Origin of the sequence: Streptomyces sp. NPDC059582 (assembly GCF_042735715.1) — a bacterium.
Lineage (GTDB): Bacteria > Actinomycetota > Actinomycetes > Streptomycetales > Streptomycetaceae > Streptomyces.
The window spans coordinates 87,392-99,729 of sequence record NZ_JBHWCC010000033.1 but is presented as its reverse complement, the minus strand read 5'-3'; the positions used below and the strand labels follow the sequence as shown (position 1 = coordinate 99,729).

At 69.7% G+C, this 12,338-nt stretch carries 14 protein-coding genes; 4 read left to right on the top strand and 10 right to left on the bottom strand.

Translation table 11 applies throughout. From position 1 onward, the window contains the following. Nucleotides 1-413 precede the first annotated feature (413 nt). Together ACFV0T_RS26090 and ACFV0T_RS26085 are read right to left on the bottom strand one after the other, a co-directional pair. Nucleotides 414-986, bottom strand: a complete 573-nt coding sequence (locus ACFV0T_RS26090) for a TetR/AcrR family transcriptional regulator (RefSeq protein ID WP_385783679.1) — start codon at nucleotides 984-986, stop codon at nucleotides 414-416. Beyond that, entirely contained in the window at nucleotides 986-1,306 is a 321-nt protein-coding gene (locus ACFV0T_RS26085; RefSeq protein WP_385783677.1) for a DMT family transporter, read from the bottom strand. The genes ACFV0T_RS26090 and ACFV0T_RS26085 overlap by 1 nt, the downstream gene beginning before the upstream one ends. A 409-nt stretch (nucleotides 1,307-1,715) precedes the next feature. Between ACFV0T_RS26085 and ACFV0T_RS26080 the strand changes: the two genes are divergently transcribed. Then, a complete protein-coding gene (locus tag ACFV0T_RS26080; RefSeq protein WP_385783675.1) occupies nucleotides 1,716-2,345 on the top strand; it encodes an AbfB domain-containing protein in 630 nt (209 codons plus the stop codon). A 74-nt stretch (nucleotides 2,346-2,419) separates the two neighbouring features. Here the strand turns inward: ACFV0T_RS26080 and ACFV0T_RS26075 are convergent, their stop codons facing one another. The 8 genes from ACFV0T_RS26075 to ACFV0T_RS26040 are packed head-to-tail and all read right to left on the bottom strand — an operon-like array spanning nucleotide 2,420 to nucleotide 8,996. Beyond that, complete coding sequence (locus tag ACFV0T_RS26075; protein WP_073494514.1) at nucleotides 2,420-2,752, bottom strand: metal-sulfur cluster assembly factor; 333 nt, start codon at nucleotides 2,750-2,752, stop codon at nucleotides 2,420-2,422. Next, nucleotides 2,749-3,216 (bottom strand): Fe-S cluster assembly sulfur transfer protein SufU, encoded by a 468-nt coding sequence (gene sufU / locus ACFV0T_RS26070; RefSeq protein WP_385783671.1) that lies wholly within the window; start codon nucleotides 3,214-3,216, stop codon nucleotides 2,749-2,751. The genes ACFV0T_RS26075 and sufU overlap by 4 nt, the downstream gene beginning before the upstream one ends. 16 nt (nucleotides 3,217-3,232) lie before the next feature. After that, nucleotides 3,233-4,489, bottom strand: coding sequence for a cysteine desulfurase (locus tag ACFV0T_RS26065; protein WP_385783668.1), 1,257 nt, complete (start codon nucleotides 4,487-4,489; stop codon nucleotides 3,233-3,235). Beyond that, a complete protein-coding gene (sufC, locus tag ACFV0T_RS26060; protein ID WP_385783666.1) occupies nucleotides 4,486-5,250 on the bottom strand; it encodes a Fe-S cluster assembly ATPase SufC in 765 nt (254 codons plus the stop codon). The genes ACFV0T_RS26065 and sufC overlap by 4 nt, the downstream gene beginning before the upstream one ends. A 7-nt stretch (nucleotides 5,251-5,257) precedes the next feature. Next, nucleotides 5,258-5,578: a bifunctional 3-phenylpropionate/cinnamic acid dioxygenase ferredoxin subunit gene (locus ACFV0T_RS26055; RefSeq protein ID WP_385783664.1), complete on the bottom strand. Its 321-nt coding sequence runs from the start codon at nucleotides 5,576-5,578 to the stop codon at nucleotides 5,258-5,260. Next, on the bottom strand, nucleotides 5,578-6,759 hold the full coding sequence (gene sufD, locus ACFV0T_RS26050) for a Fe-S cluster assembly protein SufD (protein WP_385783661.1): 1,182 nt from the start codon (nucleotides 6,757-6,759) through the stop codon (nucleotides 5,578-5,580). The genes ACFV0T_RS26055 and sufD overlap by 1 nt, the downstream gene beginning before the upstream one ends. Before the next feature lie 57 nt (nucleotides 6,760-6,816). After that, nucleotides 6,817-8,238, bottom strand: a complete 1,422-nt coding sequence (gene sufB / locus ACFV0T_RS26045) for a Fe-S cluster assembly protein SufB (protein WP_385783659.1) — start codon at nucleotides 8,236-8,238, stop codon at nucleotides 6,817-6,819. Next, on the bottom strand, nucleotides 8,235-8,996 hold the full coding sequence (locus tag ACFV0T_RS26040; protein ID WP_385783656.1) for a helix-turn-helix transcriptional regulator: 762 nt from the start codon (nucleotides 8,994-8,996) through the stop codon (nucleotides 8,235-8,237). The genes sufB and ACFV0T_RS26040 overlap by 4 nt, the downstream gene beginning before the upstream one ends. A gap of 432 nt (nucleotides 8,997-9,428) precedes the next feature. On the opposite strand from ACFV0T_RS26040, the gene ACFV0T_RS26035 reads away from it, so the two are divergent. The 3 genes from ACFV0T_RS26035 (at nucleotide 9,429) to ACFV0T_RS26025 (ending at nucleotide 12,265) form a co-directional block, all read left to right on the top strand. After that, complete coding sequence (locus ACFV0T_RS26035; RefSeq protein WP_385783653.1) at nucleotides 9,429-10,352, top strand: ABC transporter ATP-binding protein; 924 nt, start codon at nucleotides 9,429-9,431, stop codon at nucleotides 10,350-10,352. A gap of 103 nt (nucleotides 10,353-10,455) precedes the next feature. Beyond that, a complete protein-coding gene (locus ACFV0T_RS26030) occupies nucleotides 10,456-11,172 on the top strand; it encodes an ABC transporter permease (RefSeq protein WP_385783706.1) in 717 nt (238 codons plus the stop codon). Nucleotides 11,173-11,254: 82 nt separating this feature from the next. Continuing rightward, nucleotides 11,255-12,265 carry a heme A synthase gene (locus tag ACFV0T_RS26025; protein ID WP_385783651.1) on the top strand — a complete coding sequence of 337 codons (1,011 nt, stop codon included), beginning with the start codon at nucleotides 11,255-11,257 and terminating at the stop codon, nucleotides 12,263-12,265. The last annotated feature ends 73 nt before the right edge of the window (nucleotides 12,266-12,338 follow it).

Here is a 12,338-nt window from a genome sequence, read left to right as displayed (position 1 = left end):
ACGACACTCAGACGTGCGCAAGCCGCGTCCGCGACAGCCAGCTGCGTCGGCGGTGCGGCGGTGCGAGCGGGTGCACGGAGGCCGCGTTCACGACACTCAGACGTGCGGACGCTGCGGCGCTGTCGGGCGGGTGCGCGGAAACCGCGTCACGACACTCAGACGTGCGCAAGCCGCGTCCGCGACAGCCAGCTGCGTCGGCGGTGCGGCGGTGCGAGCGGGTGCACGGAGGCCGCGTTCACGACAGCCAGGCATGCGGGCGCTGCGGCGCCGCCGGGCGGGGGCGCGGAAACGCGTTCACGACACTCAGGCATGCGCAAGCCGCGTTCACGACGGGCAGCTGCGTCGGCGGTGCGGCGGTGCGAGCGGGTGCACGGAGGCCGCGTTCACGACACTCAGGCATGCGCAAGCCGCGTTCACGACGGGCAGCTGTGCCGGCGGGGCGGCGCTGCCGGGCGGGTGATCCGTGCGAGCACCTCCGTGGCGTACTCCTCGTCGTACGGGGTGTCGGTCAGCAGGACCTGGAGGCAGATTCCGTCCATCAGGGCGACCAGGGCGCGGGCCGTCACCGCGTCCGTGCGGGACGCGAGCAGGGCGGCGAGACCGTCGGCCCACTCGGCGGCGACCGGCCGCAGGGCCGGGCGGCGCAGGGCGGCGAGGTAGAGCTCGTACTCCAGCTCGACGCCGGTCCGGTCGCCGGCCAGCCACTCGCCCAGCAGCGCGGCGAGCTCCGCGGCCAGGTCGGCGCCCGGATCGGCCAGGCCGCCGCGCGCGGCGACCACCTTGGCGAAGCCCTCGTTCGCCTGCCGCAGCGCGGCGACCATCAGTTCGTCGAGGGTCGTGAAGTGGTACGTCGTCGAGCCGAGCGGAACGTCCGCCGCGGCCGCCGCCGAACGGTGGCTCAGCCCGGCCAGGCCCTTCTCCCCCACCACCCGGATCGCCGCGTCGATGATCCGCTGTCGTCGCGCGGGGTCGTGACGGCGGGGCATCAGTGCGCGCCGCCCAGGTTGAGCACCAGGACCCCGCCGACGATCAGCACCAGCCCGGCGACCTTGGCGAGGGTCAACGCCTCGCCGAACAGGGCGAGTCCGATGACGGCGATCGTCGCGGTTCCGGCCCCCGACCAGATCGCGTAGGCCGTGCCGACCGACACGGTCTTCAGGGTGTGCGCGAGCAGCGCGAAGGCGACGACATAGCCGAGGGCGGTCAGCATCGAGGGCCACAGCCTGCTGAAACCGTCGCTGTACTTCATGGCGGTCGTCGCGGCCACCTCGGCGGCGATGGCTCCGGCGAGCGTCAGGTATCCCATGTGTACAAGTGTACATAACAGCGCCGCGCCCGGACCCCGCAGGCCGCCGTCCACCCCTCGGAAGCCGCTCACCGAAACCGACCTCCGCGGCCCCGCGCCTGCACTACTCTTTCACCACTCTTTCACCACTCACACCCCCCACCATCACGGCCGAAGCCGTCGCCTCGGGGCGTCGCCGAAGGAACCGCGTATGCCACAAGACATGTCCCAGCCCCCTCGGCAGCAACCGTGGGAGAGCGGCTGGGCCCCGGACACCACCCGGGCTCCGGGAACGCGCCGCCTCTGGCTGGCCGGCGTTCTCGCGATATCGACCATCGGAGCCTGCGTATTAGCGATAACCCTCACCGAGAGGGACTCTGACGAGGCGTCATCCACGACCAGGAGGGCCGCGCCCGGGTCCGAGGCGACGGTGCCCGGCCTGATCTCCTTCGCCACCCCGTCCGCACCGGGCGCCGGGACAGCCGGCGGGGCGGGCGGCCCGTCGGGGACGGGGACGACGGGCATCACGACTCCCACACCCACCGCCACGGCCGACACCCCCGGCACCGCGGGCTCCGCGCGGCCGACCAAGTCCGCCGGTTCCAGCGGCGGTTCACCGTCCACGCCCAAGCCGCCGACGAGCTCGACGTCCGTCCGTTCGGTCAACTACCCCAACCGTTACTGGCACTTGAGCGGCGGCCTGGTGAAGCTGGACGCCGTCACCTCGTCCTCGGGCCGCCGGGACGCCAGCTTCACCCGGGTCGAGGGCCTGGCCGACGCGTCCTGCTACTCCTTCGCCACGGCCGACGGCACCTACCTCCGGCATCGCGAGTTCGTCCTGCGTGCGGAGCGGGACGACGGCTCGTCCCTCTTCGGCAAGGACGCCACCTTCTGCCCCCGCGACTCCGCCGCCGGCTCCGGCGCGGTCATGCTGGAGTCGGTGAACTACCCCGGCCGCTATCTGCGCCACAAGAGCTTCCAACTGCGCCTGGACCCGTACCGGAACACCGACCTGTACCGCTCCGACTCGGCGTTTTGGCTGGTGGACGGCGTGAGCTGAGCCCGGCGACGACAGTGGCCCCCGGCTGTCGCCGGGGGCCACTGCATGTCGCTCGCGCGGACGCGGTCACGGGCTCAGACGTTGAAGCCCAGCGCCCGGAGCTGCTCGCGCCCGTCGTCCGTGATCTTGTCGGGGCCCCACGGCGGCATCCACACCCAGTTGATGCGGAGTTCGTTCACCAGCCCGTCCGTGGCGGACTTGGCCTGGTCCTCGATCACGTCCGTCAGCGGACACGCCGCCGAGGTCAGGGTCATGTCGATCGTCGCGATGTTCGCGTCGTCGATGTGAATGCCGTAGATCAGGCCGAGGTTGACGACATCGATGCCCAGTTCGGGGTCGACGACGTCGTACAACGCCTCACGGACTTCCTCCTCCGAGGCGGGCTTCATCTCAACGGTCTCGCTCATGCCGTCTTCCTTTCGGCGTCGGCCTCGCCGAGCGCCTGGGCCGTCGCGTCCTTCCACGCCATCCAGCTGAGGAGAGCGCACTTCACCCGGGCCGGGTACTTGGAGACACCGGCGAACGCGACCGCGTCCTCCAGCACCTCCTCCATCGCGTCGTCGGGCTCGATCCGGCCCTTGGACTGCATCAGCTCCAGGAAGGTCTCCTGGATCTTCTGCGCCTGGGCCAGTTCCTTGCCGACGAGGAGGTCGTTCAGCACGGAGGCCGAGGCCTGGCTGATCGAGCAGCCCTGTCCCTCGTACGAGACATCGCTGATCGTCGTGCCGTCGTACCTCACCCGCAGCGTGATCTCGTCACCGCACGTCGGGTTCACATGGTGCACCTCGGCGTCGCCATCCCGAAGACCGCGCCCGTGCGGGTGCTTGTAGTGGTCCAGGATGACTTCCTGGTACATGGAGTCCAGCTTCACCGTTTCAGCACGCCCCTCAGCCGAAGAAGTTCCGTACGTGCTCCAGACCGTCGACCAGAGCGTCGATCTCGGCCGGCGTGGAGTACAGATAGAACGACGCTCGCGTGGTCGCAGGAATTCCGTAGCGCAGGCAGACCGGTCGGGCGCAGTGGTGGCCGACCCGTACCGCGATGCCCTGCTCGTCGAGGACCTGGCCCACGTCGTGCGGGTGGATGTCACCGAGCGTGAAGGAGATCGCCGCACCCCGGTCCTCGGCCGTCGTCGGGCCGATGATCCGCAGATCCGGCACCTCGGACAGCCGGCGCACCGCGTACTCGGTGAGCGCGTGCTCGTGCGCGAGGATCTTGTCCATGCCGATCGCGGACAGGTAGTCGATCGCCGCGCCCAGACCGACCGCCTGCGCGATCGGCGGGGTGCCCGCCTCGAACTTGTGGGGTGCCGGGGCGTACGTCGACGAGTGCATCGACACCGTCTCGATCATCTCGCCGCCGCCCAGGAAGGGCGGAAGGTCCTCCAGGAGTTCCTGGCGGCCCCACAGCACTCCGATGCCCGTCGGGCCGCACATCTTGTGACCGGTGAAGGCCACGAAGTCGGCCTGGAGTGCCTGGACGTCCAGCGGCATGTGCGGCGCGGCCTGCGAGGCGTCGATGCAGACCAGCGCACCGACCTCCTGCGCGCGCCGCACTATCGCCTCGACCGGGTTGACCGTGCCCAGGATGTTCGACACCAGCACGAAGGAGACGATCTTCGTCTTCTCGGTGATGATCTCGTCGATGTTGGACAGGTCGAGCCGGCCGTCGTCGGTCAGGCCGAACCACTTCAGCTTCGCGCCCGTGCGCTGCGACAGCAGCTGCCACGGCACGATGTTGGAGTGGTGCTCCATCTCCGTGATGACGATCTCGGTCTCGTGGTCCACGCGGTAGGGCTCGTCGGCCCAGCCCAGCATGTTGGCCACGAGGTTGAGCGACTCGGAGGCGTTCTTGGTGAAGATCACCTCGTCGCGGCTCGGCGCGTTGATGAACGCGGCGACCTTGTCGCGCGCGCCCTCGTACAGCGCCGTGGCCTCCTCGGCGAGCACATGCACACCGCGGTGGACGTTGGCGTTGTAGCGCTCGTAGTACTCACTGAGTGCGTCCAGCACCTGTCGCGGCTTCTGCGAAGTCGCCGCGTTGTCCAGGTACACGAGCTTCCGGTCGTCGTGGACCAGTCGGTCCAGGATGGGGAAGTCCTTGCGGATCGCCTCGGTGTCGAGGAGGCCCGGCAGCTGCGTCACGCGGATACGCCACCCTTCGTGTAAGCCTCGTAGCCCTCGTTCTCCAGCTTGTCGGCGAGCTCGGCGCCGCCGGACTCGACGATGCGGCCGGCGGAGAAGACGTGGACGAAGTCGGGCTTGATGTAGCGCAGAATGCGCGTGTAGTGCGTGATGAGCAGGGTGCCCACCTCGCCGGTCTCGCGGACGCGGTTGACGCCCTCGGAGACGACGCGCAGGGCGTCGACGTCCAGGCCGGAGTCGGTCTCGTCGAGGATCGCGATCTTCGGCTTGAGCAGTTCCAGCTGGAGGATCTCGTGGCGCTTCTTCTCGCCGCCGGAGAAGCCCTCGTTGACGTTGCGCTCGGCGAAGGAGGGGTCCATGGACAGGCGCTCCATGGTCTCCTTGACCTCCTTCACCCAGGTACGCAGCTTGGGGGCCTCGCCGCGGACGGCGGTGGCGGAGGTGCGCAGGAAGTTGGAGACCGAGACGCCGGGGATCTCGACCGGGTACTGCATCGCCAGGAACAGGCCCGCGCGGGCGCGCTCGTCGACGGACATCTCCAGGACGTCCTCGCCGTCGAGGGTGACGGTGCCGCTGGTGATCGTGTACTTCGGGTGACCCGCGAGCGAGTAGGCGAGAGTCGACTTGCCGGAGCCGTTGGGGCCCATGATGGCGTGCGTCTCGCCCTGCTTCACGGTGAGGTCGACGCCCTTGAGGATCTCCTTCGTGGCGTTGTCGGCCTCGACGGTGACGTGCAGGTCTCGGATTTCAAGCGTTGCCATGGGTGCCTCAGGACTCCTGGGTGAGGGAGACGAGCACGTCGTCCCCTTCGATCTTTACGGGGTATACGGGGACGGGGCGCGTCGCGGGAAGGCCGGACGGCTTGCCGGTGCGGAGGTCGAACGCGGAGCCGTGCAGCCAGCATTCGATCTGACAGTCCTCCACCTCGCCCTCGGAGAGCGAGACGTTGGCGTGCGAGCAGATGTCGTTGATCGCGAACACCTCCCCCTCGGTCTTCACGACCGAGACCGGCGTGCCGTCGAGTTCCACCCGCTTCGGGGTGTCCTCGGCCAGCTCGCTCAGCCCACAGGCGCGTAGGAACGTCGTCATCAGACCGACGCCTCCAGCTCCTCGTCGATCCGCACGAGGAGGCGCTCTTCGATGTCGTCGACACCGATCTGCTGGACGAGTCCGGCGAAGAAGCCGCGGACCACCAGACGGCGGGCCTCGTCGGCGGGGATGCCGCGGGCCATCAGGTAGAACAGCTGCTCGTCGTCGAAGCGGCCGGTCGCACTCGCGTGCCCCGCTCCGACGATCTCGCCGGTCTCGATCTCGAGGTTCGGCACGGAGTCGACGCGGGCGCCGTCGGTCAGCACGAGGTTGCGGTTCATCTCGTACGTGTCCGTGCCCTCGGCCTTGGCCTCGATGAGCACGTCGCCGATCCACACCGCGTGCGCGCCGTCGCCCTGGAGCGCGCCCTTGTAAGCGACGTTCGACTTGCAGTGCGGGGTGTTGTGGTCGACCAGGAGGCGGTGCTCCTGGTGCTGGCCGGCGTCCGTGAAGTACAGGCCGAACAGCTCGGCCTCGCCGCCGGTGCCCGCGTAGGCGACGCGCGGGTGCAGGCGTACGAGGTCGCCGCCGAAGGTGACCACGAACGACTTGAAGGTGGCGTCGCGGCCGATGAGCGCGTTGTGCTGGCCGACGTGCACGGCCTTGTCGTCCCAGTCCTGGACGGAGACGACGGTCAGCTTGGCGCCGTCGCCCAGGACGAAGTCGACGTTGGCGGCGAGGACCGCGTCACCGGTGTGGTCGATGACGACGACGGCCTCGGCGAAGGCACCCAGTTCGACCACCTGGTGGGCGTAGGCGACCCCGCCCTCGCCGTGCACGGCGATCCGGATCGGCTCGGTGAGCACCGTCTCCTTGGGGACGGTGATGACACCGGCCTTCTCGAACGCCGAGAACGCCTGCGCGGCCACGCGGTCCACCGGGGTGCCCGCCTTGCCGATCCGGGCGTCGTCGCGGCCGACGGTCTCGACCGTGACGCCCGCGGGGGCCTGCACGTCGACCGTCACGCCGTCGCCGGTGGCGACCGCGGTGCCGTCGTGCAGCCCGCGCAGACGCTCCAGCGGGGTGAACCGCCATTCCTCCTCGCGGCCGTGGGGGACCGGGAAGTCCGCCACGTCGAAGGACGGGGGCGCGCTCATGCGCGTGGCGACGGTCGACTCGGCGGCCACCGCGATCTGGCCCGCGGTGGTGGAGCCCACGGGGATGTTCTGAGCCTCAGCCATGGCTGTCGGTCTGCTCGCTTTCTTACGTGAGTGGCTTGACGGGACGACGGACGGGGCTTAGCCGACCGCGCCTTCCATCTGGAGCTCGATCAGCCGGTTGAGTTCGAGGGCGTACTCCATGGGCAGTTCCTTGGCGATGGGCTCGACGAAGCCGCGCACGATCATCGCCATCGCCTCGAACTCGGAGAGACCGCGGCTCATCAGGTAGAAGAGCTGGTCCTCGGAGACCTTGGAGACGGTCGCCTCGTGGCCCATGGACACGTCGTCCTCGCGGACGTCCACGTAGGGGTACGTGTCGGAGCGGGAGATGGTGTCGACGAGCAGCGCGTCGCACAGCACGTTGGACTTCGAGCCGTGGGCGCCCTCGCCGATCTCGACCAGACCGCGGTACGAGGTACGGCCGCCACCGCGCGCCACCGACTTGGAGACGATGTTCGAGGAGGTGTTCGGCGCCATGTGGACCATCTTGGAGCCGGCGTCCTGGTGCTGGCCCTCGCCCGCGAAGGCGATGGAGAGGGTCTCGCCCTTGGCGTGCTCGCCCATCAGGTAGACGGCCGGGTACTTCATCGTGACCTTGGAGCCGATGTTGCCGTCGATCCACTCCATGGTCGCGCCCTCGTACGCCACGGCGCGCTTGGTGACCAGGTTGTAGACGTTGTTCGACCAGTTCTGGATGGTCGTGTAGCGGCAGCGGGCGTTCTTCTTGACGATGATCTCGACCACGGCGCTGTGCAGCGAGTCCGACTTGTAGATCGGGGCCGTACAACCCTCGACGTAGTGCACGTAGGCACCCTCGTCGACGATGATCAGGGTCCGCTCGAACTGGCCCATGTTCTCCGTGTTGATACGGAAGTAGGCCTGGAGCGGGATCTCCACGTGCACGCCCGGCGGGACGTAGATGAAGGAGCCGCCCGACCACACGGCGGTGTTCAGCGAGGCGAACTTGTTGTCACCGACGGGGATGACGGTGCCGAAGTACTCCTTGAAGAGCTCCGGGTGCTCCTTCAGGGCGGTGTCGGTGTCCAGGAAGATGACGCCCTGCTCCTCCAGGTCCTCGCGGATCTGGTGGTAGACGACCTCGGACTCGTACTGGGCCGCGACACCGGCGACGAGGCGCTGCTTCTCCGCCTCCGGGATGCCGAGCTTGTCGTACGTGTTCTTGATGTCCTCGGGCAGGTCCTCCCAGGACTCCGCCTGCTTCTCGGTGGAGCGCACGAAGTACTTGATGTTGTCGAAGTCGATCCCCGACAGGTCCGATCCCCAGTTCGGCATCGGCTTCTTCTCGAAGAGGCGCAGGCCCTTGAGACGGAGCTTGGTCATCCACTCCGGCTCGCTCTTCTTCCCGGAGATGTCGCGGACGACGTCCTCGTTGATGCCGCGCTTGGCAGAGGCGCCGGCCGTGTCGGAGTCGGCCCAGCCGTATTCGTACTTGCCCAGACCCTCGAGTTCGGGGTGAGCAGTCTCCGTGGGGAGAGTCATGCGGGGTTCCTCCCGGCCGTGCTTGCAGATGCGTTGGGGCTGTGAAGTTGCGTGTGGGAAATCTTGGGGATGAACGTCGTGCAGACGCCGTCACCGTGCGCGATGGTCGCCAGCCGCTGGACGTGGGTGCCGAGCAACTGGGAGAAGATCTCGGTCTCCGCCTCGCACAGCTGCGGGAACTTCTCCGCGACATGGGCCACCGGACAGTGGTGCTGGCAGAGCTGCTCGCCCTTCTGCGGGAGGGGCGCGCTACGCGCCGTAGCAGCGTACCCGTCCGCGCTCAAGGCCTTGGCCAGGGCTTCGGTGCGCTCTTCGGGGGCGGCGGCCTCGATCGCCGCGCGGTACGCGGCGGCCTGTTCGGCGATCCGCGCGCGGGCGAAGGCCATGACCGCCTCGTCCCCGCCGAACCGCTCCTGGATCCAGCGCAGGGCGTCCGCGGCGAGCTTGTCGTAGGACTGGTCGAAGGCGTCGCGGCCGCAGTCGGTCAGGGCGAACACCTTGGCGGGACGGCCGCGCGTGCGTGCGCCGTAGACCCGCTGCTCGCGCGGCTCCACGACGGCGTCGGCGGCCAGCGCGTCCAGATGCCGTCGTACGGCCGCCTGTGTGAGTCCCAGCCGTCCGGCGAGCTCGGCGACGGTCGACGGCCCGTGGTCCAGGATGGATCGCGCGACCCGGTTGCGCGTCGAGCGCTCTCCGGTCGCGAGCTCCTCCTGAGGGGCCCCGCTGGGGGTCTCCCGAGCTTCGCCGACGTATTTCACAACACCATTGTTGCGTAATTCCTCAGAGCCAGGCAAGCGGCGTCCGCTCCGCCGGACGGTGCCCTGCATCACTTAGGCATACCTAAGCTGACCTGGGGAAACGATCTTTGATCGATCAAATCAGCCCGTCGTCACGGCCTTTCCGCAGGGTCAGGTAAGTAGCCCGAAACCCCCTCCGACCGGCCCAGTTGTCGCTCGGGAGGCACTCGCCGCACGGCGCCCTGGGGGCGGGTCGGCGTGCGGGTCCGGACGCGTCGGTCTTCCCGCTCGGCAAGCGCGCCGACCCGGCAAAAAATTCGTCGCCCACCGGGGCGCCGGACGGGGGTGTCGAACCCGCCGGAGCCGCCCCGGGACCGCGCGCGGGACCCCGTGCGGAGGAGATCCCGCACCCGCCCGTCCGGGACGCCCGGCGCGTACCTAGACTCTGGACCCATGCGAAGTGAGCCTGTCGTCCAGGTCCAGGCCCTGGTGAAGCGGTACGGAACGAAAACCGCGGTGAACGGCCTCGACCTGACGGCCGAGGCAGGCGTCACCGCCGTACTCGGTCCGAACGGCGCCGGCAAGACGACCACCGTCGAGACCTGCGAGGGGTACCGCACCGCGGACTCCGGCACGGTGCGCGTCCTGGGCCTCGACCCGGTGAGACAGGCCGGTGAGCTGCGTCCCCGGATCGGTGTGATGCTCCAGTCCGGCGGCGTCTACTCGGGCGCCCGCGCCGACGAGATGCTCCGGCACGTGGCGAAGCTGCACGCCCACCCGCTGGACGTGGACGCGCTCATAGAACGCCTCGGGCTCGGCGGCTGCGGCCGTACCGCCTACCGCCGGCTCTCCGGCGGCCAGCAGCAGCGGCTCGCGCTCGCGATGGCCGTCGTCGGACGCCCGGAACTGGTCTTCCTGGACGAGCCGACCGCTGGCCTCGACCCGCAGGCCCGCCGGGCCACCTGGGACCTGGTCCGGGACCTGCGCTCCGACGGCGTCTCCGTGATCCTCACGACCCACTACATGGACGAGGCCGAGCAACTCGCCGACGACGTCGCCATCATCGACGCGGGCCACGTCATCGCCCACGGCTCCCCCGAGGAGCTTTGCCGCGGCGGCGCGGAGAACACCCTGCGCTTCACGGGCAGGCCTGGCCTGGACGTGGGGTCCCTGCTCAAGGCGCTCCCCGCGGACTGCACGGCCGCGGAACTGACGCCTGGTTCGTACCGGGTCGTCGGCAAGGTGAACCCTCAACTGCTGGCCACCGTCACGTCCTGGTGCGCCCAGCACGGCGTGATGCCGGACCGGATCTCGGTGGAACGGCACACCCTCGAAGACGTATTTCTGGAGCTCACGGGCAAGGAGCTGCGCTCATGACCGCGGCCGACGGCCTGGAGCTCACGGGCAAGGAGTCGCGTTCGTGACGACGACCATCACCGGGGCGTACGCCCCGAAGCCGGGTGCGGCCCCCCTGCCCCGCATGATCGCGGCCCAGGCCGTGCTCGAGACGAGGATGCTGCTGCGCAACGGCGAGCAACTGCTGCTGACCGTCGTGATCCCGACGCTGCTGCTCCTGCTCTTCAGCTCCGTGGACGTCGTCGACACCGGCGCGGGCAAGGCCGTCGACTTCCTCACCCCGGGCATCCTGGCCCTCTCCGTGATGTCCACGGCGTTCACCGGCCAGGCCATCGCGACGGGCTTCGAGCGGCGCTACGGCGTGCTGAAGCGCCTCGCCTCCTCGCCGCTGCCCCGCTGGGCCCTGATGACCGCGAAGACGGCATCGGTGCTGGTCACCGAGATCCTCCAGGTGGTCCTGGTGACGGTGATCGCCCTCGCGCTGGGCTGGTCGCCGCACGGCGACCCGCTCGCGGTGCTGCTCCTGCTGGTGCTGGGCACGGCCGCGTTCTCCGGGCTCGGCCTGCTGATGGCCGGCACGCTCAAGGCCGAGGCCACCCTGGCCGCCGCCAACCTGGTGTTCCTGCTGCTGCTCGTCGGCGGCGGGGTGATCGTCCCGACGGAGAAGTTCCCGTCCGGCGCGCAGGACGTGCTCGGGCTGCTGCCGATCTCCGCGTTGTCGGACGGACTGCGGGACGTGCTCCAGCACGGGGCCGCGATGCCGTGGGGCGACCTGGGGATCCTGGCCGTGTGGGGGGTCCTGGGGCTGGCGGCGGCGGGCAGGTTCTTCCGCTGGGAGTAGCGCCCGGGCGAGCGGGGGAACCGGCGGCGGGCGAACCGCCCGGGCCGACCCTCGTGAAAGCGTGCACAAGCGGACCCCTACGATGGGGCGCGTGCCAAACGTGACCCCCGCCGACGCCGTAGCGGCCGTGCGCAACCCGCTCGCCTTCATCGCCGCACGCTGGACCCCGCGACCCCGGACCGTCCAGCGGGCCGCCCTCGCCGCGCTCGTCATGTCGGTGGTGATCGTCGTCACCGGCGGCGCCGTACGCCTGACGGGCTCCGGCCTCGGCTGCCCGACCTGGCCCAAGTGCACCACCGACTCGCTCACCGCGACCAGCGAGATGGGCTTCCACGGCGCCATAGAGTTCGGCAACCGCATGCTGACGTACGTGCTGTGCGCGGCGGTCGGCTGGGCGATCGTCGCCGCCCGCTCGGAGAAGCCGTACCGGCGCAGTCTGACCCGGCTGGGCTGGGCGCAGTTCTGGGTCGTGATGAGCAACGCGATCCTCGGCGGCGTCGTGGTGCTCGTCGGCCTCAACCCGTACACGGTCGCGGCCCACTTCCTGCTCTCCTCCGCGCTGATCGCGGTCGCCACGGTGATGTGGCAGCGCACCCGGGAGGGTGACACGGCACCCAAGCCGCTGGCCGGAAAGGCGGTGCAGCAGCTGGTGTGGTTCCTGGTCGCCGCCTCGGTGCTGCTGATCGCCGTCGGTACGGTGGTCACGGGCTCGGGTCCGCACGCGGGCGACTCCAGCGAGGTCGAGCGGATGCCGCTGGACTGGGAGACGATCAGCAAGCTGCACGCCGTGCTGGCCTGGATCGTGGTGACGCTGACCTTCGCGCTGTGGTTCGTCCTCAAGGCGGTGGACGCGCCCAAGGGGCCGCTGGACCGGACGCGTGACCTGTTCCTGGTGCTGCTCTCACAAGGCGTCATCGGCTACGTCCAGTACTTCACCGACCTGCCCGAGGCGCTGGTCGGCCTGCACATGCTCGGTTCGTGCCTGGTGTGGATCGCGGTGCTGCGGGTGCTGCTGTCCCTGCGCGAGCGACCGGGGACGGCGGACGCGGGACTGCCGGGCCCGGCGGCCGAGGCCACGCTGACCAAGGCCTGAGGAGACTGAGGGGCCGCGGGGGGCCTCGGGGGCAGAGAGGCCGAGGGGCCCAAGGAGGCCGGAGGGCTCAAGG